The following is a 20,135-nucleotide window of genomic DNA, read 5'->3' on the forward strand; positions in this document are numbered from 1 at the left end:
GGATGGAAGACCCCCTTTCGGGCGGCTTTGCCGATGCACCGGTGCAGGCCGCACGCGCCTTTCGCGCCGCGCTCGAGGCGATGGCGCGGCCGGGCCGGATGCAAAGGCTCGCGGGCGCCACCCCGCCCGCGCCGCTTTCGGTCGCAGCGGGGACGCTGCTTCTGACGTTGGTGGACGACACCACGCCGCTTTACCTTGCGCCCGGCCATCAGGGCGCAGCTCTGCGCGACTGGATCGCCTTTCATTGCGCAGCGCCCCTTTGCGCGCCCGAAGAGGCGGTCTTCGCGCTGGGCCGCTGGGAGGGGCTGCCGCTGGAGCGCTTCCGGCTCGGCACGCCCGAATATCCTGACCGCTCGGTGACGCTGATCGTCGAACCCCCCGCGCTTGCGCCGCAGAATGCGCAGCTTTCCGGCCCGGGCATTGCCACGGTGCAGGCGGCACAGCTTCCCGAAACGGCGGCGTTCGAGGCCAACCGGGCGCGCTTCCCGCTTGGTTTTGACGCTTTCTTTTGTGCGGGCGATCAGGCCTTTGCCCTGCCGCGCTCGACCCGGGTGGAGGCGCTCTGATGTATGTGGCGACGAAGGGGGGCGAGCGGGCGATTGATGCCGCGCATGGCTGGCTGGCGGCCGAGCGGCGCGGTGACCCCGGTGTGGCCGAACTTTCCATCGCGCAGATCCGCGAGCAGATGGCGCTCGCCGTCAACCGCGTCATGGCGGAGGGCTCGCTTTATGACCGTGACCTTGCCGCGCTCGCGATCAAGCAGGCGCGCGGCGATCTGATCGAGGCGGTGTTTTTGATCCGCGCCTATCGCACCACGCTGCCGCGTTTTGGCGCCTCCATGCCGATGGAAACGGGGGCGATGCAGATCACCCGGCGCATCTCGGCCACTTTCAAGGATGTGCCGGGGGGGCAGGTGCTGGGCCCGACCTTCGACTATACGCACCGGTTGCTCGACTTTGCGCTGATGGCGGAGGGCGAGGCACCGCTTGCGCCCCGCGCGCCGGCCGAGGAGGTGCCCGCGCCGCATGTGCTGGGCCTGCTCGACCGCGACGGGCTGATGGAGCCGGTCCCCGAAGGCGCGGCAGTGCCGCCCGATCTCACCCGCGCGCCACTCGAACTCCCGGCCTCCCGCGCATTGCGGCTGCAGGCGCTTGCCCGCGGCGACGAGGGCTTCGTGCTGGGCCTCGCCTATTCCACCCAGCGCGGCTACGGGCGCACCCATGCCTTTGTGGGCGAATTGCGCATCGGCATGGTGGCGGTGGAAATGGAGATCCCGGAGCTTGGCTTTGCCGTCGAGATCGGGGACGTCGAACTGACCGAATGTGAGACCGTGAACCAGTTCATCGGCTCGAAGACCGAGCCCGCGCAATTCACCCGCGGCTATGGGCTGGTGCTGGGCCAGTCCGAACGCAAGGCGATCTCGATGAGCCTTGTGGACCGGGCGCTGCGCTGGGAGGAACTGGGCGAGGAAAACACCGGCGCCCCTGCGCAGGACGAGGAATTCGTTCTGGCGCATTGCGACAACATTCAGGCGACGGGGTTTCTGGAGCATATCAAACTGCCCCATTACGTCGATTTCCAGTCCGAACTGGAGTTGATCCGGAAGCTGCGGCGCGGCGCGACGGCTATGAACGAGGCGGAAGAATGAGCTCAGTCGTCCCCGCTGGCGCAATCGGCCGCGCCGTCAAACCCGCAGGAGAGCTCGGATCCGTTGCTTGTCCGGGGGGTGGGCCTGCGAAGGCGCAGGTCATCGCGGTTGAGCCGTGCGGCGAGCATCATGATCACGAAAAGCGTGGCGAAAAAAACGGCAAGCTGCATCATTTTTTGCCTCCTGGCCCCGGAGGGCACCATGACTGAGGCCTATAGCTTCGCGTATCTTGACGAGTCGACCAAGCGGATGATCCGTCGCACCCTGCTCAAAGCCCTCGCCGTGCCGGGCTATCAGGTGCCATTCGCCTCCCGCGAGATGCCGATGCCCTACGGCTGGGGCACCGGCGGCGTGCAGGTGACGGCGGCCTGCCTCGTGCCCGAAGACGTGCTCAAGGTGATCGACCAGGGCGCGGATGACACGACGAACGCAGTCTCGATCCGGCGCTTCTTCCAGCGCACCGCGGGTGTGGCGGTGACCGAACACACGACCGAAGCAAGCCTGATCCAGACACGCCATCGCATTCCCGAGGCGCCGCTCAAAGAGGGGCAGATCCTCATCTATCAGGTGCCGATCCCGGAGCCCCTGCGCTTTCTCGAACCGCGCGAAAGCGAGACCCGCAAGATGCATGCGCTTGAGGAATACGGGCTCATGCATGTAAAGCTTTACGAGGACATCGCGCGCCACGGCGCGATTGCCACCTCCTACGGCTATCCGGTCAAGGTCGAGGGGCGCTATGTGATGGACCCGAGCCCGATCCCGAAATTCGACAACCCCAAGCTCTCGGGCAACCCGGCGATCCAGCTGTTCGGCGCCGGGCGTGAGAGCCGGATCCATGCCCTGCCGCCCTATACGCGGGTGGTGAACCTCGATTTCGAGGATCATCCGTTCGAGCCGACCAAGGCCGATGCCGCCTGTGACCTTTGCGGCGCGACGACGAGCTACCTCGACGAGGTGATCATGGATGACGCGGGCGGGCGGATGTTTTGCTGCTCCGACACCGATTTCTGCGCCACGCGCCGGGCCGCGGGGCACGCGGGGCGGCTTGCGCCCGGGGGAGAGGCGGCATGAGCGCGCTGCTGCAGGTCGAGGGGCTCGAGAAGCGCTATGGCGCGCGGATCGGCTGCACCGGGGTGAGCTTCGATCTTTTCCCCGGCGAGGTGCTGGGCATCGTGGGCGAGTCGGGGTCGGGGAAATCGACGCTGCTGGCGTGCCTTGCCGGGCATCTTGCGGCTGACAGCGGGCAGATCCTTTACCGCGGCCGCGATCTTGGCGCCATGGCCGAGCCCGAACGGCGGGTGCTTGCCCGCACCGAATGGGCCTTCGTGCATCAAAACCCGCGCGACGGGCTGCGCATGGGGGTGAGCGCGGGGGCCAATGTGGGCGAGCGGCTGATGGCGGTGGGCGCGCGCCATTACGGCGCGATCCGCGCCGCGGCCGAAGACTGGCTTGGCCGGGTGGAGATTGATCCGGGCCGGATCGACGACCGCCCGCGCGCCTTTTCGGGCGGCATGCAGCAGCGGCTGCAGATCGCGCGCAACCTCGTCACCGCCCCGCGGCTTGTCCTGATGGACGAGCCGACCGGGGGGCTCGATGTTTCAGTGCAGGCGCGGCTTCTCGATCTTCTGCGCGCGCTCGTGCGCGAGATGGGGCTTGGCGTGATCATCGTCACCCATGACCTTGCCGTGGCGCGGTTGCTCGCCGACCGGCTGATGGTGATGAAGGATGGCCGGGTGATCGAGGCGGGGCTCACCGATCAGGTGCTCGATGACCCGCAGGCCGCTTATACGCAGCTCCTCGTTTCCTCGGTGCTGCAGGTATGAGCGGGAGGGCGGGCGGGGCGAAACATCAGGGACCATGCCGATGATCCGGATCGAAAATCTTTCCAAAAGCTTTACGCTGCACAATCAGGGCGGGGCAGTGATCGAGGTCTTGCGCGGCGCGGCTCTGAGCGTTGCGCCCGGTGAATGCGTGGCGCTGACAGGCGCCTCGGGGGCGGGAAAATCCACCCTGATGCGGATGATCTGGGGGAATTACCGCGCCGCCTCCGGGCAGATCCTTGTGGGCGGGCTCGATGTGGCGCAGGCGAGCCCGCGCGAGATCATTGCCTTGCGCCGCGACCGGCTCGGCTATGTGAGCCAGTTCCTGCGCGTCGTGCCGCGAGTTCCCACGCGGCGCGTCGTGGCCGAGCCGCTCCTCGCACTTGGCATGGGAGAGGCCGAGGCGATTGCGCGGGCCGAAGGCTTGCTCTCCACCCTCAACATCCCCGAGCGGCTCTGGTCGCTTTCCCCCACCACTTTCTCGGGCGGCGAGCAGCAGCGGGTGAACATCGCGCGCGGCTTTGCCCATCCTTACCCTGCGCTTTTGCTCGACGAACCCACCGCCTCGCTCGATGCGGTGAACCGCGAGGTGGTGCTCGGCCTGATCGCGGCGGCGAAGGCGCGCGGGGCGGCGCTGATCGGCATCTTTCATGACGAAGCCGCGCGCGCCCGCGTGGCCGATCGCGCGGTCGACGTGACGGCCTTCACCCCCGCGAGGGCGGCATGAGGGGGCGGCTCTTCGCGCTTGTGGGCCCCTCGGGCGCGGGCAAGGACCGACTGCTTGCCGGGCTGACCCTCGCGCGCCCCGAAATTCACCGTGCGCGCCGCACCATCACGCGCCCGGCCGCCGAAAGCGAGGATTTCGAAAGCCTCGATGCCGCGCAGTTCGAGGCAGAGCGCGCCGCGGGCGGCTTTGCGCTCGACTGGTCGGCACATGGGCTCCTTTACGGTATTCGGCCCGCGGAACTCGCCCGGCTCGCGGCCGGGGGCGATGTGATTTTCAACGGCTCGCGTGCCGCGCTCCCCGCCTGCCTTGCCGCCTTCCCTGACCTGCGGGTGATCGAGATCTGGGTTTCTCCGCAGGTGCTTGCGCGGCGTCTTGCCGCCCGGGGGCGGGAGAGCAGGGCGGAAATCGAGGCGCGGCTTGCCCGTGCGGCGCTGCCCCTCCCGGGGGGCATCACGGCGCATCGGATCGTGAACGATGGCCCGCTCGCGGCAGGCATTGCGGCGCTGCTCGCCGCAGTTCAGCCCGAGAGCGTGTGACGGGAAAGCAGATGGAACCGTCCCGCCGCATCCTCGCCAAAAAGACAGAGCTGATCGACCGGGAAGGGCCGGGCGAGATGGGGGGCGAAATGCGCCTCCGCCGCCGGGCGCAGGCGTTCGATCTCCGCCGCGGGCAGATCGCCCGTCAGCGTCATGTGGAAACGGTATTCCTCGAAAACATAAGGGTAGCCGAAAGCGCCGAGCAGGTCGCGCTGGCGCGCCGTCAGCCCCTCTGGGCGGCGGCGTGCAAGCTCCTCGCGGCTCGACGCCGCGCGGAAGGGCTCGAACCGGGTCACCACCTCGGCGGCGAGCGTCACAAGCCCCGCTTCGTTCCCTTCCGGGCGGAGCGCCAGAAAGCGCCCGCCGAGCGGCGCGATGCCGAGGCCGGGAATCTCGACCGGCGCGATCTGCGCCGCCTCATGGCCGAGCGCTTCGGCGAGATCGTCGGCACTCATCCCCTCTGCCAGCCGGAATGGCGCCTTCAACGTGGCATGAAACCCGTATTTGCGCGGCGCCTCGGTGGCCGCGGCGATGCCCGCAACATCGGGCTGCACCAGTTCCACCCCGGCCTCGGCATCCCAGCCGAGCCAGGCGGCGCCTGCCTGGGCCAGCCCGCGCTCGGCGGGCGCGAAGTAAAGCGCGTAGCGTTCGATTTTCATGGTGCCCCCGTGCGTCCCGTTCCGCCCCCTTGGCAGCGCTTTGTCACCGCGGTGTGACACTCGCCTGCGACATGGCTTCCCGCAACCCTTCCCTCCGAGGCTCCGATGACCGATCCGACCGAAACCGTGCTTGCCAATGCCACGCTGGTTCTGCCCGAGGGGGTGATGCGCGGCGCGCTGGTGCTGCGCGAGGGGGTGATTGCCGAGATCCGCGAGGGGGGCACGGTGCCTGCGGGGGGCGAGGATTTCGAAGGTGATCTGCTCGCACCCGGGCTCATTGAGCTGCATACCGACAATCTCGAGCGCCATATCGAGCCGCGCCCGAAGGTGACCTGGCCGCATGCGGCCGCGCTGATCGCCCATGATGCGGAGTTGTGTTCGGTCGGTATCACCACGGTCTTCGATGCGCTGCGCGTGGGCTCGATCCGGTTTTCGGGGATGCGGGGCGATTACCGCGAATATGCCCGCGCTCTGGCCGATGAACTCCTTGAAATGCGCGCGCGCGACGGGTTCCGGATCTCGCATTACATCCATTTGCGTGCCGAGACCTGCTCGGAGACCCTGCTCGAGGAACTCGCCAAATTCGGCCCCGGAGACCGGGTGGGGATTGTCAGCCTGATGGATCACACCCCCGGTGCGCGGCAGTTTCGCGACATCTCGAAACTGCGCGACTATGTGATCGGCAAGCACGGGCTGAGCGAGGAGGGCTTTGCCGAGCATGTGGCGAGCCAGCGCGCCTTGCGCGCGGCATTTGGCCCCGCGCATGAGGTGGGCGCGGTGGCGGCGGCGCGCCACTTTGGCGCGGTGCTCGCAAGCCATGACGACACCACCGCCGAGCAGGTGGCGGCTTCAAAGGCGCATGGGGTGCGCTTTGCGGAATTTCCGACGACTTACGAGGCGGCCGAGGCCTGTCATGCGCAGGGCATTTCGGTGATGATGGGGGCGCCGAACCTCATCCGCGGTGGTTCGCATTCGGGCAATGTCGCCGCAGCTGATCTGGCCGAAGCGGGACTTCTGGATATTCTTTCGTCGGATTACGTGCCATCGGCGCTTCTGTCTGCCGCGCTGATGCTTGGCGATATCTGGGGCGATGTGGCGCGCGGTCTGGCCACGGTCACCGCGGCGCCCGCCCGCGCCGTCGGGCTTGTGGACCGCGGCCGCCTTGCCGTCGGACTGAGGGCCGATGTGATCCGCGCGCATCGCATCGAGCAGACCGCGGGGCTGCGCGGCGTCTGGGTGCGCGGGCGCCGGGTGGGCTAAGGCCGGGTAAGGGTGTTGCGCGATCTTTCCTCTATCTGACAGATCGTTGCGTGTCTTTTTCGCAGCTGTCGAGATTTGCCGAAAAGGGCGCCGCAGGGCCGGTTGCATGCTTGGCGGGGGCTGCGGGGGCTGCTAGGGCTGGGGCGCACAAGGCCGGAAGAGACATGGACAGCAACACCCAAGACAGCGTTGTGGTGCGCCATCGCGACCTCGAACGCTATGCAAATGCGGCGCTCAAGGCGGGGCGGATCATGATGGAAAGCGGCGCATCGGTCAGCGTCGTGCACCGTGGCATCACGATGATTGCGAAGGGGTTCGGCGTGGAGACCGTGGGCCTGCGCTCCGGCTATGCCTCGATCGCGATGACGCTGCGCGCGGAGGAAACGACAATCACCCGGATGCTGCATCTGGGGCGGCTCGGTGTGAATCACCGGCTCGATCTTGCGGTGCGGGAGCTTTGCGCGCGCGCCGAGACGGGGGGGATGAGCGTCGAGGCGGTGGAGGCGGAGCTGACGCGGCTGGTGCGCGAGACGCCCCGCCACGCGCCGTGGTTTACCGCCGTGGCGGTAGGGCTTGCCTGCGCCTCCTTCGGGCGGTTGCTCGGGATCGACTGGCTCTCTTTCGGACCGGTGCTGCTCGGCGGCACGCTCGGGCAGTATCTGCGCCATCACCTCCTGCACCGGGGCGTGAACATTTTCCTCGTTGCGGGAGCGATCGCGTTTTTTGCCGCCACTGTCGGCGGGCTCGGATCGCTTGCGCTGCAGAGCACGACCGTGCATCTGGCAATGATGGCCTCGATCCTTCTGCTGGTGCCGGGCGTGCCCGCGACCAATGCGCAGGCCGATATCATGGACGGCTATCCGACGATGGGCAGTGCACGGGCGGTCTGGGTCTTGATGATCATGGTGTTTGCGGCGGTGGGCGTGTGGTTTGCCGAAGCGCTTCTGGGGATCAGGGGGTGAGCATGGAGAGCCTTTTGCCATTCGTGCCGCATCTGGCGCATCAGGCGCTGTTCGGCGCGCTTGCCGCCGCGGGTTTCGGGGTGCTGTTCAATTTCGGGCTCAAGGCGCTGCCCTGGTGCGCCGCGGCCGGGGCGCTCGCCCTTGCGGTGCGCACGATCGGGCAGGATCTTGCCTGGAGCCTCGAAGGAGCCACTTTCGCTGCTGCGATCGTCACGAGCTGTTCTGTCTCGGCGCTGCGTCGCGCGCTTGGGCCCGCCTGCAACGCCGTGGCGCTTGCGGGGTGCATCCCGATGGTGCCGGGCGCCTTTTTCGGGCAGGCGCTGCTGGGCTTCTTTGCCGTCACCGCGCCCCATCCCGCCGATGCCGTCGAAACATTTGTCATGGCCTCGGAGCATATCATCCGGGTGATCTTCACGCTCGGCGCGATTGGCGCGGGATTGGTGATCCCGGCACAACTTCTGAAGAATCAAGACTTCTGAGCCTGCTCGCGTGGCGTTCGGGTGGCCATCTTCAGGCGGTCATCCGCTCGCTGCGCGCGCCGATCCAGTTCGCCAGATCCACGTCTGACATCGGCCGGGCGAACAGGAAGCCCTGCAGGCAATCGCAGCCGATCCGTGCCAGAGCCGCAGCCTGATCGGGGCTTTCGATCCCCTCGGCGGTGACGCCGATGCCGAGCGCGCGGCCGATGTTGCAGATCGCCTCGACCACCGGATCGACGCCCTCGGGCGCGCGCGCCGATTGCGCGGTGAGCGAGCGGTCGATCTTGAGCCGGTCCGGGCGGATCCGCTGCACTGTGGCAAGCGAAGTGCGCCCGCGGCCGAAATCGTCGATCTCGATGGCGATTCCCTGTGCGCGCAGCCGCGCCAACACCTCAAGCATCGCATCGGTGATCTCGTCGAAATCGAGCGTTTCCAGAAGCTCGAAAGCGAGCGGGCAAGGCAGCGGGCCGAGCGCGGCGAGGTCTTCGAAAAGGTCGGGCTGCATCAGGCGCTGCACGTCGACGTTGACCGAGATCCGCGGCAGTTTGATGCCGCGTGCCGCGAGGCTGCGCACCGTCTCGACCGATTTTCGCAACACAATGCCGTCGATCCGCGCGAGCAGCCCCATCTCGCGAGCCACCGGCAGGAAGCGGTCGGGTGGGATCACCCCCTCCTCGGGGTCGTGCCAGCGCACCAGCGCCTCGGCGCCGACGAGCCGTTGGTTGCGGGCGTCGATCTGGGGCTGGAAATGCACCGCGATCCGGTCCTGGCGCAGCGCATCGACGAGCTTGTCGGAGATGCGCTTGGTATGCTCGACCCGGCGCCGCAACTCGGGCGAGAACACGATGATCCGGTCACGCCCCGCATTCTTGGCCTCGTAAAGCGCGATGTCGGCGTTTTGCACCAGTTCACCGGCATCGCCCCCGGCGCGCGCGCTTACCCCGACCGAGACGCTGAACCACAATTTCTTGCCCTCGAACACCACCGGCTCGCGGCAGGCGCGCAGGAACCGCTCGGCGCATGAGCGCGCGCGCGTCTCTGCCCCCGTGCCCTGAACGAAGATGGCGAATTCATCGCCCCCCATGCGCGCCACCACCGCCCCTTCGGGCGCGGCCCGGGTCAACAACCGCGCCACCGCGCAGAGCAGATGATCCCCCGCCTGATGGCCGAAAACATCGTTGATTGACTTGAAGCGGTCGACATCGAGGTGCAGATAGGCGAACGGCAGATCGGGCCGGACATTCTCGAAGCTTTCGCGCATGCACAGATCCATGCCACGGCGGTTCGCGAGCCCGGTGAGCGGATCATGAAGCGCATCATGGGCGATGCGGGCGCGCGCGGCTTCGGCTTCGGCGCGCGCGGCGACCAGTTCGGCCTCGCGGGCCACTTGCTCGGTCACATCGTAATTGACGCCCAGGGCCCGCACGGCCCGGCCCTGCCGATCGCGGAAAAACCGCGCATGGGTGCGCATCACCCGGATCTCGCCCTCGGGGGTGAGGATGCGGTAATCGCTCGCCAGATCGGTGCCGTGCTCGCGGGCGCGGCGAAAATCGGCGCGCGCCTTCACCCTGTCTTCGGGATGAACATGGTCGAGCCAGGCCTCCAAGCCGCCTTCGAAGCTGCCGGGGATGAGGCCATAAAGCGCATGCATCGTCTCGTCCCAGATCTCGTGATTGTTGAGAATGTCGAGATCCCAGACGCCGATCCGCCCGGCACTGGTGGCGAGGCGCAGCCGCTCCTGCAGGAAGCGGGCGCGTTCGGCTTCGGTCTGTGCAGCCTTTGCCCAGCGCGCGAGGCCGAGCCCCGCCATGCCGACGAGCTGCGCCGCGACCGTCGCACCGAGGCCGGTGCGCAGCGCCGCCGTTAGCGCTTCGGCGCGCATCTTGGCGCTTGAGCGCAGCGCCAGCACGTCAAACAGTCCTGACGGGCTTTGCCGCAGGGCGACGACGAGATCGGGCAGGTCATAATGCATCGTGCCGGGGTGCGGTGAGGTCTCGTGATCGACATGCGGGGCCAGCGTCTCGCGCACCGACAAGGGCAGGGGTTTGGTGCCATGCGGATCGGGCAGGGCGATGAACTGGCCATCGGGCCGCATGCGCAGGAAGACCCGCAGATCCTCAGCCCGGAAGGGGGTGCGCAAATGCGCGAAAAAAGCTTCTTGCGCCACCACCGCCACGACACCGGCGAACTGCCCTTCCCGGTCGTGGATCGGCAGGCTCAGGGGCAGTGACCAGGCACTGTCGATGCGCGCGCGGATCGGCGCGTTGACGTAAAACCCGTCCCAGCTGTGATGGCGATGCACCGAGAAATAGGGCCGGTCGGAGAGGTCGAGGCCAACCGGATCGCCGCCGCCATATTGGCCGGCGACCACATGACCCGTCCGATCGAGCACCAGCGCCGCAGCGAGACCATGGTTTTCGCGCATCACCTCGGCAATCGCCGGCTTCGCGCCTTCCGTGAGGTTCTCTGGCGCGAGATGTTCGAGCAGCATCTCCGCAGAGAGGCGCATCGAGCGGATCAGCAGCTCGACATGATCGGCGGCGGCATATGTGTCCTGCTCCAGCCGTTCACTCAAGCGGTTCCAGCTGCGGGTGTATTGCAGGGTGCCGAAAAGTCCTCCGAGAGAGGCCGCCAGTCCGAGGACGAGCAGAATGCCGGAAAACGGTCTGAATGGCATGGCAGTCCATACTTTCGGACGAAATCTTACTTTGACGCCGTCACGATATGGCGCCAGGGTTAACGGTGTCTTAACGCGCGGCGGCGCGGGCTGCGGCAATCTGGGCACGGTGCGGGGCGATGGCGGCTTCCAGCTCATGGCGCGGATAGGGCGTGCTGGAGCGCCCGGCGCGGCCCTCGGCATCGAGCACCATGCCGAAGGCGGTCCTGCGCCACAAAAGCAGGGTGACATTGCCATATTGCGAGATTTCGGGGCTCTGGCGGGTGAGAGCGGCAAGTGACATGGCGATGGACATGACGATTCCTCGTTCCTGATGTCACGAGCCTGACCGAACAGGGTTAACAAGCCTTCAACCCCATGCGGCGCTGCAAGCCGGCCATTGGCCCTTCGAGAGCTGGCGCGCCGATGCGATGGATGGGAAGCGCAGTCCGCTTTCGCCAATGCGGGGAGGGGAACCTGTCGCGGTGCTCTGGCTGAACGGCGCGCGCGCCTTGCCTCCCGGCGCCCGCAAAGCCCCCCTTCGATCCGGTTCATCCGGTTCGGTCTGCCCGCGGTGCCTGAACCCTCCCTGCCGACGGAAGTCACGGCAGCCGGAGCCTTTGCGCCGGGTTTGCGACGAGACTCCGATTTCGGGAGCGGTGCCACCGCACCAGTTTAAATCTTATATCATTGTTGTTTAAAAAATGCGGGGAATCATCTACTATAGGTTGCATTGCTGAGTGTTCGTGGTGAGTTTACAAGATGCAGACCTTGTCCAAGTTCATCTTGCAGCTACCGTTAGAAGGGCAAGACCTCACAGGGTTCTGCCGTGATCCAATCGGCTATCTGGACGCGCAGGGATATTCCACCGCGGGTCTGCCCAGGCGGGTGGGCATCCTGTCTCCGGATGCGATGATCGATGTCACCACGGTGAAAGCCCTGCGCGAGCTTTTGCAGATCCATCGTCTGCCTGAGCCGGCAGGGGACGACGCGGAGGACGCCCCGTTTGAAAGCCCGAAACCGGCACCTGCCGGGAACGAGGCCGCCGCGTCAAAGAGCCCCGCTTTGCCGGAACGCCGGATCCTTGCGGCTCCTGCCCTGATCTTTCCCAACACCCCGGCAGAACCGGTCGAGAATATCGTCGCCGCGCCGCAGGCGGAGGCCGCCGCGGCCAGCACGAAACCCGGTCTGCCCTTTCCCGTCTTTGCCAAGGCGTTTCACAAGCGCAAGGCGCTGTGCAAGGCGCATCTGAGGCGCGGGGCCGAGAGCGCTCCGCTCCTGCGCGCCGCCTCCCCGCCCGCGCCAGATCTGGGGCCGCTTCCCGATGCCGGCCAGTCGGGCATGGTCGCCTTGCGCCGGATCATCGGCCCTGCGCCGGACACGGGGGTGGGCACGGCGGAAAGTGCCGCCGCCGAAGCGATCATTCTGGCCGATGATCGGGTGCAGGTCTCCGATACGTTCAGTCAGCCCTTCCGCTGGCTGTGCCGGCTCGAAATCACCGCGGCCACCGGCTCGAAATGGCTCGGGACCGGGTGGTTCATCTCGCCGGGCGTGATTGTGACCGCGGGGCATTGCGTCTTCATGCACAACCATGGTGGCTGGGCGCAGTCCATTACCGCCCATGTCGGGCAAAACAGCGCGCGGGTCGAACGTTCGGTTCTTGCCACGCACTATGCCACCACGCGCGGCTGGGCCGAGAGCCGCGACGCGGCGCATGATTATGGCGTGATCTTCGCGGAACCGGCCGATCAGGGCTATTTCGGCTATGGCGTGCTCAGCGATACGATGATCTCCGGCGCGCTGGCCAACATTTCCGGTTATCCGCAAGACAAGCCCCCCGGCACGATGTGGGGCCATACCAAGGAGCTGCGCCCGCCGCAGCCCCAGACCCTGTTTTATGAGATCGACACATTCGGCGGTATGAGCGGCGCGCCGGTCGTGATGTGGGATGGCCAGGATTATGTGGCGATCGGCATTCACAACTACGGCGACACCACCGCGAACAGCGCCAGCAGGATTACCGAGGAGGTCTTTTACAACTTGGAACGCTGGAAGGCTTTTGGCGCCAGCGTCTGAGGCGACTTGAGGCGGCAACCAGACCAGAAGGGAGATGGACATGCGCATTCACGTTTACGGGCCTGCGGGCGAAGCGGAAGCTTCGCAGATCACGGGCAAGATGACCGCTGCGAGGGTGGGGGCGACAGTGGCCCCGATCAAGGGCGGCTCGGCGGCCTTTCTCGACATTCACTATCACGGGTCGGATGCGGCCGATCTGGTCAGCGCTCCGGCCCTCTCGAAGGGCGGCTCGGCGGCGTTTCTCGACATCCATTACCACGGTTCGAACGCTGCCGATCTCGTTTCGCGCTCGGCGATCGGTGAAAGTGCCGCGGCCGAAGGCGGCACCTTGATGTCATCGAGTTCGGCAATCACCAATGCCCTGACCGGGCGCACCGCGGTCAGCGCGAAACCGGTGGTGAACAATCCCGCAGGCTCGGCGGCCTTCCTCGATATTCATTATCATGGCTCCGATGCGGCCGATCTCGCCGCCAACCCCGCAGTCGACAAGGGCGGGTCGGTCGCCTTTCTCGACATTCACTATCATGGCGCGACCGCAGCCGATCTGGTCAGCACCCCGGCCCTCTCGAAGGGCGGCTCGGCGGCTTTTCTCGACATCCATTACCATGGCAGCCAGGCCACCGACGTGATCCGGCCGGAAGCCGGGGGGCTCACGATGCCGACCGCGGCGGGCTCCCCCGCGCTGGCCTTGCCGAAAGGTGGCTCGGCGGCTTTCCTTGACATTCATTATCACGGCAAGAGCCTGACCGATGCGGATGTGAAAGGGATGCCGGGCCTGCATATCGGCGATGCCGCATTGCTGGATATCCACTACCACGGATGACCCGGAGAAGGGTCCGGAGGTCATGCTCCGGGCCCCCTCCGCCTGCCCCGCAAGAACCGGTCGTGTCCTGCACGACCGAACGGTGAAGGATGGCCATGACCTACGTTTCCCCCGATACCGCCCGGCCCGCGCCCCCCGAGGGCCGCCTTGATCTTGCGCTCGCGGTGATGCCGTTCGGGCTTTGCGCAATCCCGAGCATCGGGCCTGCCACGTTGAAGGCGGCGCTTCAGGCCCGGGGCAAGCGTGCGCGGATCTATGATTTCAACCTCGAATATCTTGCCGCGATCGGCCCCGATCTGACCCAGTCGTGGCGGCTGCATGACGAGATCGCCTATTTGTGGGATTTTCTGCCCGGAGAGTGGCTGTTCAGCCCGCGCCAAAGCGCCGAAGCCGATATCGCTTATCTCGAAGACCTGTTGCGCCAGAGCGTCGTGTCCGGCGCTCTTATCGAGAGGCTGGCCCGGTTGCGTCCCGGCGCGGCGGCGTTTGCCGATTATGCCGCGCGCAGGCTTGCGGCTTCCGGCGCCCCGGTGGTGGGCTTCACCACCTCGTTCATGCAAACCCAGCCTTCGCTGGCCACGGCGGCGGCGCTCAAACGCCTCGCGCCCGGCGTCAAGATCCTTTTTGGCGGGGCTAATTGCTTTGGGGATATGGGCGAGGCGTTGCTCGAGGCCTATCCGCAGATCGATGCTGTCGCCACCGGCGAGGCCGAGCAGACGCTCGTCTCCATGGTCGAGGCCCTGACAAGCGGCGAAACTGAGCGGGTCGGGCGGATCCCGGGGTATGTCACCCGCGGGCCTGCGGGCATCAACCGGCGCGCGGAGCTTGCCGCGCCTGTCCGGATGGATGACCTGCCGATCCCAGATTTCCGCGATTATTTCCGCACCAAGGCGGATCTTGAGGCGATGCGCGGCCCGCTGCCGGATCTGCCGATGTTCCTGCCCATCGAAACCGCGCGGGGCTGCTGGTGGGGAGCGAAATCGCATTGCACCTTCTGCGGCCTCAATGCCGATCGCATGGCATTTCGGTCCAAATCCGCCGACAGGGCCGTGGCGGAATTCGAGCAACAGGCGCAGCGCTGGAACCTGTCGAAGTTCTTTGTCGTCGATAATATCCTCGATCACGGCTATTTCCGCTCGGTCCTGCCGCGGCTAGCCGCCTCCGAACGGAAGTACTTCGTCCATTACGAGATCAAGGCGAACCTGCGCCGACATCATTTCGAGGCGATGCGTGCGGCAGGAGTGATGAAGGTGCAGCCCGGGATCGAGTCGCTGGACAGCGAGATCCTCAAGTTGATGAAGAAGGGCATCACCGCCCTTCAGAACATCCAGACGCTGAAATGGCTGACCGAGGGCGGTTTCGATGTCTCCTGGTTCATTCTCACCGGCTTTCCCGGCGAGACGCTTGGGCAGTATGAACAGATGGTCAAGGTGCTGCGCCGGATCTCGCATCTGATCGCGCCGGGCAATCTTGCGCCGGTCTATATCGAGCGGTTCAGCCCCTATCAGACCCGGCCGGAGGCGTTCGGTATCCGCCTGACGGGGCATTCGCGCTGGTATGATCATGCCTTCCCCGAGATCCCACAGAGCCTGCGCTCCCGCATCGCCTATCGCTTCGACTACGAAGACCCCCAGCGCGATCCGCAGATCGACGTGTTCCTTCAGACCCGGATGAAACCGCTCGTAGAGGCGTGGAAGGCTGATTATCGCGCTCTGGGCTGCACGTTGCACCTTCTGCACGCGCAAGGGGCAACGGTGCTTGCGCTCGGCCCGCTCGCGCGCCCGGAGCGGTTGATCTTGCTGCCAGAACGCTACGGGCGGATACTGCGCGCGGCCGATGAAATCGTCGCCCGCGAAAGGCTGAGTTCCTCGCCTATGCCCGAGACTGAGTGGGACGCGATGGGCGCGCGGCAGATTTCTGACCAGATCCTGCAGCGCTACCTCTCCTGCTTTCCTGACCGGGTTCAGGATCACCGCGACCGCGGCCGGGGCAAGGATGCAGAGGACATCCTTGGCCAGCTCCTTGCTTCGGGGCTGTTGCTCGCGGAAGGGGATCGGGTTCTGGCGCTGCCCGTCGATGCCTATGCGGGGCAGATCGCCTCGATCTGCGACGATGCTCCCGCCCGCCAGCCCGTCATGGCAGGGATGTGAGCCGATGCCCCGCTCCCCGCTCCGCGTTGCGCTGATTGAAGCCCCCTTCGGCCCGGCCGCCTGGCCCTCGATCGGCACGTCCCTGCTCAAGACCCGGTTGCAGCAGGCCGGTCATCAGGCCGAGGTGATCTATCTCTCGCTGCGCTATCTCGACCATCTCGGCCTCGATACGCTTGAAAGGTTGCAACGTTATCAGGACATCTGCGACAGTTTCGGCGTGCATCTGGGCGAATGGGTCTTCGGCCCGGCCGCTTTTCCCGATGCGCCCTGGCAAGAGACCGACCCCGCCTATCTGCAAGCGCTCGAACGCAATGGCGAGGCGGCGGCGAAATGCGCCGATGCGGTCGCCTGGCGGCGGGGGGCGGCGAATTTCATCGATGCCGAAATCGCCCGAACGGACTGGTCGCGCTTCGATATCGTGGGCTTTGCCAATTCCTATTCGCAGCTCAATGCCTCGGTGGCGCTCGCCAACCGGCTCAGGGCAACCTATCCCGCACTGCGGCTGATCATGGGGGGCTGCGGCTGCGCTGATCCGATGGGCTATGGCGTGATGCGGCTTTGCCCCGCTCTGGATGCCGTGGTGATGGGGGAGGGCGACGATGTCATCGTCCCGCTTGCCGAGGCGTTGATCGCCGGTGTGCCCGCGAACCTGCCCGGAGTGTTGGAGCGCGGGCCGCAGCGGACCATCCGCTCCGGCCCGCCCACGATGCGCATCACCGATGCCAACAGCCTGCCGGTGCCGGATTATTCCGATTATTATCGATATCTCCCCGAAGGGTTGCGCCGCGCCTTGCCCTTTTACATTCCAGTCGAGGCCTCGCGCGGCTGCTGGTGGGGGGCAAAGCATCACTGCACATTTTGCGGGCTGAGCCCCACCAAGATGCCTTATTTCCGCAAGGAGCCCGAACGGTTCCTGTCCGAAATCCGCGCCCTCGCCGCGGCCCATGCCCCGCCGCGTTTCATGGCGGTCGATAACATCATGCCGCATGATTATTACACGCAGGTCTGCCCCGAACTCGGCGAGGCCTCCGGCGGGGCGGAGTTTTTCTTCGAGGTGAAGGCAAACCTCGACCGGCGCGTCATCGAGACCTTCGCCGAAAATGCGATCAGCCAGATCCAGCCCGGAATCGAGAGCCTTTCCACACCGGTTCTGAAGCTGATGAAAAAGGGAACGACCGGGATCCACAACGTGTACACCCTGCGCCTTGCCGAAGAACTTGGCCTGCGGGTGCATTGGTCGATTCTGTTCGGCTTCGAGGGCGAAACCGTGGCGCATTACCGCCATCAGGCTGAGCTGAGCCGCCGGATCCGTCACCTGCGCCCGCCGCTCGGGTTGGTGCGCTGCGAGGTGGAGCGGTTTGCGCCGATGTATCGCTTCCCCGAGGAGCACGGGCTCGAAAACCTCCGCCCGTCGCGCTGGTATCGGTATTGTCACCCGGCCGAGGCAGAGACGCTTGCCCTTCTGGCCTATCGCTTCGACGCCGACCGGAGCCCCGAGAGATTGGCCATCCTCGATCAGATCGCCACCGAAACGGCCGGTCCGGTGCAGGACTGGCGCAACGCCTATGCCGAGCGGAGCCATCGGCTCGTGATCGCCGATGCCCATCTTGTGATCCGTCGCGTCGGCGATTTTCAGATCGACTACGTGCTCGGCCCGGTCGCAGCCCGCTTGATGGGCGATCTTGCGGCTCCCACCGGGCTTGCAAAGATCGGGGTCACGCGCTGGTGGTCGCACCCCTCGCCCTATCTCGACCCCTTGGTGAGCGCACAGATCGCCGCAGAGAACAGCCGCATGCGCCGCGCGCACGAAATCGACGGGACCGATCCGACCGAAGTGTTCATCCAGCTTCTCGCGCATGGGCTCGTGGCCGAGGAAGACGGGCTGGCCGTCGCCTTGCCGTTGTTCTCCGCCCCCGTGGTCCCTCGGACGGAGATCCCGCGGGCGCTGGCGCGGCAATTGTCCGGCATCACCGAGGGGGCACGGCCATGAGCACTGCAGTTTTGCTTTACACGATGCGCTGCAACATCGCCTGTGCGCATTGCTCGGTGCATTCCGGGCCCGGTCGCCGGGGAGAAATGGACCTGGAGCGCGCGCGTGCCTATGTCGATCAACTGGCGGCGATGCCCGAGATCCGGTTTATCGACATCTCCGGCGGAGAGCCGATGCTGCATCCCCAAGAAGTGACCGCGTTGATCGAGCACATCAAGCGGCGTGGCAAATCTGTGCGGCTAACGACAAACGGGTTCTGGGCCGCGACGCCGCGCCGGGCAGAGGAGATGCTGCGTCATCTCAAGGCGGCGGGGCTCGATGCGGTGGGGCTCTCGCTCGACAAATGGCACCTCGATTATCTGCCGGCCAGTATCGCGCGGAATTACGTCGATGCCGCGCGTGTGGTGGGTTTTGCGCCGCTGGTCTCCTGCGTGGTCCGGGGCGATTGCGCCGACCCGCGCGCGGGCGCGCCAGAGGATCTGCGGGTATTGCTCGATTTCTACGGGCTTGGCGAGGAGCGCGCGACCGATCTGAACGACTGGGGGCGCTATATGGACAGCCTCGCCCCCGAGGCACGGGCAGAGTTTCTCGCCGAGACCATTCGCGAGCGGTTGCTGGTCAACTGGCAATATCTCACCGGAGAGGGGCGGGCGGCAGAGAAGCTGCACAAGGAGGTGGTGTGGCGGCCGCTTTCCGCCACACCGGAAGAGCGCTGCTCGGTTGCGGGGCGAATGCCCACGGTTGATCAGGACGGGAGGCTCTTTCCTTGCTGCGCGCCCTGGGTGAACCATCCCGAGCGCGCCTATGCGGCCCCGCCGGGGCGGCTGGGTCAGGCGATCCATGAAATGGAAGCGCGCCCCGCGCTGCGTGTGATCCGTCAATGGGGACCCAAACGGTTGATGCTGGCTCTGATCGCGCGCGGCCACAGCTTCCCGCGGGACAATTCTGGGATTTGCAACCTGTGCGGCCAGATGCTTGCGACGGCCGATCTCGAAGAGCTCGACCGCGCCGCCGAAGACGTGCTTCGGGCACAGACCGCCGGGAGAGAGGTGATGGCGGAAATCTGACCGCGAGGCCCCAGAGGCTCTGTGTGGCGGTGGGCGCATCGAGCGCGCGGTGCGGCCAGCAGCCCGATTGTCATGATCGCGTCGGCTGTCGATATGCCCGCGCCGCTTGGGGCGAATGACCATGCCCACACCCGCCGAAGACCAGATCGCCGAACTGGCCAAATGGCTTGCCGCGGCGTCGCACAACGGCGTGTCACCCTGCGGTGATCCGATCAAGCGAGGCAGACCCTGCGCGAAGTCTGCACCGCCGCTGGCGTTGATCCTGACACCGACCGGGCCGTAATCGGCCTGCCGCTTTACGCCATGCCGCCCGGCGTGGCGCTGAAATTGCGCCCGCTGTTGCCGGTGCGCAGAACCCATCCACTGGGCCTTGAATAACCTGAACTGCCCCGATACTTCGGCATAGGGGCCTTTTTCGTTATTGCTGTCGTCCGGGCCTTTCAAGGTATTCGGCGAAATCTTCGGTAAATTCAAATCTATCGACGTTGTTGAATGTGATGTTCACGGCAGCGCCATAATTCTCACAAACCTTCATTTTTCTAATAGGTGCTCATGATCTTCGAAGAAATATGAGAAAATCATTTTCCAGGCCCGTTATAGATGCATTTTGGGGGCATTGCTATAAATTCGCGGGTAAACGGGTACCTCTTCAAGTCCTGTCGCATTTCAGAGATAAGTTCAGGCATCTTGCCCTCAAGGTCTTCAAAGTTGCGGGAGCGAACAACCTCAAGATTTTGCAGAGCCAAATATGCTTGAATTTCTGAAAGCCTTTTCCATTCAATGAGGGTATCGCGGGGATGGCTTGAAACATCCGTATCAATTAGGCGGCTGCAAGTCTGGCAAAGCCAGATGCCGTTTTCAATTGATGAACGTTCTTCGGCGGTCATGTTAGGGTCAAACCAAGGCCCACCAGCGGACGCCGCTGCAATGTGTGCCGCAACTCCAATGCTTGCGCTGCCACCGCTCCCGTCAGCGAGGAGCGGTTCCGGGCGATGCTGCACGAGGCGCAGGCGATTGCGGGGAAGATGCCGAACTTCCGGCGCCTGCATCTCGATCTGTGGACCGAGGGCGCGCAGTCCTGGATCGAGCGGGAGGTCTGGGACAAGGGGGCGGCGCCCTTCGATCTGCGCGCGCTTCGCGGCCGCGATGCCTGGGTGGGGATTGACCTCTCGAAGACCACGGATCTCACCGCGATCTGCGTTGCGGTGCCGGTCGACGGGCTGATCCATCTGATCACCTACACCTTCCTGCCCGCCGGGCCGAAGGGGTTCATCCAGCGCGC

General features: G+C 65.7%; 20 protein-coding genes. 15 read left to right on the forward strand and 5 right to left on the reverse strand.

Annotated elements, in window-relative coordinates; translation table 11 throughout:
• The first annotated feature begins 2 nt into the window (after window positions 1-2).
• Both phnH and CRO22_RS07690 read left to right on the forward strand, forming a co-directional pair.
• Window positions 3-566, forward strand: coding sequence for a phosphonate C-P lyase system protein PhnH (gene phnH, locus CRO22_RS07685; protein ID WP_097069541.1), 564 nt, complete (start codon window positions 3-5; stop codon window positions 564-566).
• A complete protein-coding gene (locus tag CRO22_RS07690; RefSeq protein WP_097069542.1) occupies window positions 566-1,648 on the forward strand; it encodes a carbon-phosphorus lyase complex subunit PhnI in 1,083 nt (360 codons plus the stop codon). Before phnH ends, CRO22_RS07690 begins: the two co-directional genes overlap by 1 nt.
• 2 nt (window positions 1,649-1,650) lie before the next feature.
• On the opposite strand, the gene CRO22_RS18820 is transcribed toward CRO22_RS07690, so the two are convergent.
• Window positions 1,651-1,821 carry a hypothetical protein gene (locus CRO22_RS18820; RefSeq protein ID WP_176518579.1) on the reverse strand — a complete coding sequence of 57 codons (171 nt, stop codon included), beginning with the start codon at window positions 1,819-1,821 and terminating at the stop codon, window positions 1,651-1,653.
• A 28-nt stretch (window positions 1,822-1,849) separates the two neighbouring features.
• Between CRO22_RS18820 and CRO22_RS07695 the strand changes: the two genes are divergently transcribed.
• Genes CRO22_RS07695 through phnN form a run of 4 tightly spaced genes read left to right on the forward strand, consistent with a single transcriptional unit; the run spans window position 1,850 to window position 4,731 of the window.
• Window positions 1,850-2,719 (forward strand): alpha-D-ribose 1-methylphosphonate 5-phosphate C-P-lyase PhnJ, encoded by an 870-nt coding sequence (locus CRO22_RS07695; protein WP_097069543.1) that lies wholly within the window; start codon window positions 1,850-1,852, stop codon window positions 2,717-2,719.
• Complete coding sequence (phnK, locus tag CRO22_RS07700) at window positions 2,716-3,471, forward strand: phosphonate C-P lyase system protein PhnK (protein ID WP_097069544.1); 756 nt, start codon at window positions 2,716-2,718, stop codon at window positions 3,469-3,471. The genes CRO22_RS07695 and phnK overlap by 4 nt, the downstream gene beginning before the upstream one ends.
• A 40-nt stretch (window positions 3,472-3,511) precedes the next feature.
• Complete coding sequence (gene phnL, locus CRO22_RS07705) at window positions 3,512-4,195, forward strand: phosphonate C-P lyase system protein PhnL (RefSeq protein ID WP_097069545.1); 684 nt, start codon at window positions 3,512-3,514, stop codon at window positions 4,193-4,195.
• Entirely contained in the window at window positions 4,192-4,731 is a 540-nt protein-coding gene (gene phnN, locus CRO22_RS07710; protein ID WP_097069546.1) for a phosphonate metabolism protein/1,5-bisphosphokinase (PRPP-forming) PhnN, read from the forward strand. Before phnL ends, phnN begins: the two co-directional genes overlap by 4 nt.
• On the opposite strand, the gene CRO22_RS07715 is transcribed toward phnN, so the two are convergent.
• Entirely contained in the window at window positions 4,713-5,390 is a 678-nt protein-coding gene (locus tag CRO22_RS07715; RefSeq protein WP_097069547.1) for a DUF1045 domain-containing protein, read from the reverse strand. The two genes, phnN and CRO22_RS07715, sit on opposite strands and share 19 nt — an antisense overlap.
• A 105-nt stretch (window positions 5,391-5,495) precedes the next feature.
• Here CRO22_RS07715 and CRO22_RS07720 point away from each other — a divergent pair, with 105 nt between their 5' ends.
• The 3 genes from CRO22_RS07720 (at window position 5,496) to CRO22_RS07730 (ending at window position 8,091) form a co-directional block, all read left to right on the forward strand.
• Entirely contained in the window at window positions 5,496-6,650 is a 1,155-nt protein-coding gene (locus tag CRO22_RS07720) for an alpha-D-ribose 1-methylphosphonate 5-triphosphate diphosphatase (protein WP_097069548.1), read from the forward strand.
• A 164-nt stretch (window positions 6,651-6,814) separates the two neighbouring features.
• The gene (locus CRO22_RS07725; RefSeq protein ID WP_097069549.1) at window positions 6,815-7,612 is read left to right on the forward strand and encodes a threonine/serine exporter family protein; all 798 of its coding nucleotides are present in this window, start codon (window positions 6,815-6,817) and stop codon (window positions 7,610-7,612) included.
• 2 nt (window positions 7,613-7,614) lie between these two features.
• Window positions 7,615-8,091, forward strand: coding sequence for a threonine/serine exporter family protein (locus CRO22_RS07730; protein ID WP_097069550.1), 477 nt, complete (start codon window positions 7,615-7,617; stop codon window positions 8,089-8,091).
• A 31-nt stretch (window positions 8,092-8,122) separates the two neighbouring features.
• Here the strand turns inward: CRO22_RS07730 and CRO22_RS07735 are convergent, their stop codons facing one another.
• Window positions 8,123-10,768, reverse strand: coding sequence for a bifunctional diguanylate cyclase/phosphodiesterase (locus CRO22_RS07735; protein ID WP_176518580.1), 2,646 nt, complete (start codon window positions 10,766-10,768; stop codon window positions 8,123-8,125).
• A gap of 70 nt (window positions 10,769-10,838) precedes the next feature.
• A complete protein-coding gene (locus CRO22_RS18825) occupies window positions 10,839-11,063 on the reverse strand; it encodes a hypothetical protein (RefSeq protein ID WP_176518581.1) in 225 nt (74 codons plus the stop codon).
• Window positions 11,064-11,518: 455 nt separating this feature from the next.
• Between CRO22_RS18825 and CRO22_RS07740 the strand changes: the two genes are divergently transcribed.
• From CRO22_RS07740 to CRO22_RS07760, 5 genes are all read left to right on the forward strand, one after another.
• Window positions 11,519-12,823 (forward strand): trypsin-like serine peptidase, encoded by a 1,305-nt coding sequence (locus CRO22_RS07740; RefSeq protein ID WP_141399425.1) that lies wholly within the window; start codon window positions 11,519-11,521, stop codon window positions 12,821-12,823.
• A 40-nt stretch (window positions 12,824-12,863) separates the two neighbouring features.
• A complete protein-coding gene (locus tag CRO22_RS07745) occupies window positions 12,864-13,646 on the forward strand; it encodes a hypothetical protein (RefSeq protein WP_141399426.1) in 783 nt (260 codons plus the stop codon).
• Between the two features lie 95 nt (window positions 13,647-13,741).
• The gene (locus CRO22_RS07750) at window positions 13,742-15,796 is read left to right on the forward strand and encodes a RiPP maturation radical SAM C-methyltransferase (protein WP_176518582.1); all 2,055 of its coding nucleotides are present in this window, start codon (window positions 13,742-13,744) and stop codon (window positions 15,794-15,796) included.
• Window positions 15,797-15,800: 4 nt separating this feature from the next.
• Window positions 15,801-17,786, forward strand: a complete 1,986-nt coding sequence (locus tag CRO22_RS07755; protein ID WP_176518583.1) for a RiPP maturation radical SAM C-methyltransferase — start codon at window positions 15,801-15,803, stop codon at window positions 17,784-17,786.
• Window positions 17,783-18,853: a radical SAM protein gene (locus CRO22_RS07760; RefSeq protein WP_097069556.1), complete on the forward strand. Its 1,071-nt coding sequence runs from the start codon at window positions 17,783-17,785 to the stop codon at window positions 18,851-18,853. The genes CRO22_RS07755 and CRO22_RS07760 overlap by 4 nt, the downstream gene beginning before the upstream one ends.
• 578 nt (window positions 18,854-19,431) lie before the next feature.
• Here CRO22_RS07760 and CRO22_RS18645 read toward each other — a convergent pair.
• A complete protein-coding gene (locus tag CRO22_RS18645; RefSeq protein WP_141399427.1) occupies window positions 19,432-19,740 on the reverse strand; it encodes a hypothetical protein in 309 nt (102 codons plus the stop codon).
• 105 nt (window positions 19,741-19,845) lie between these two features.
• On the opposite strand from CRO22_RS18645, the gene CRO22_RS07765 reads away from it, so the two are divergent.
• A partial coding sequence (locus CRO22_RS07765; protein ID WP_217991881.1) for a terminase TerL endonuclease subunit occupies window positions 19,846-20,135 on the forward strand: 290 nt, incomplete at its 3' end.

Origin of the sequence: Rhodobacter maris (genome assembly GCF_900217815.1) — a bacterium.
Lineage (GTDB): Bacteria > Pseudomonadota > Alphaproteobacteria > Rhodobacterales > Rhodobacteraceae > Rhodobacter > Rhodobacter maris.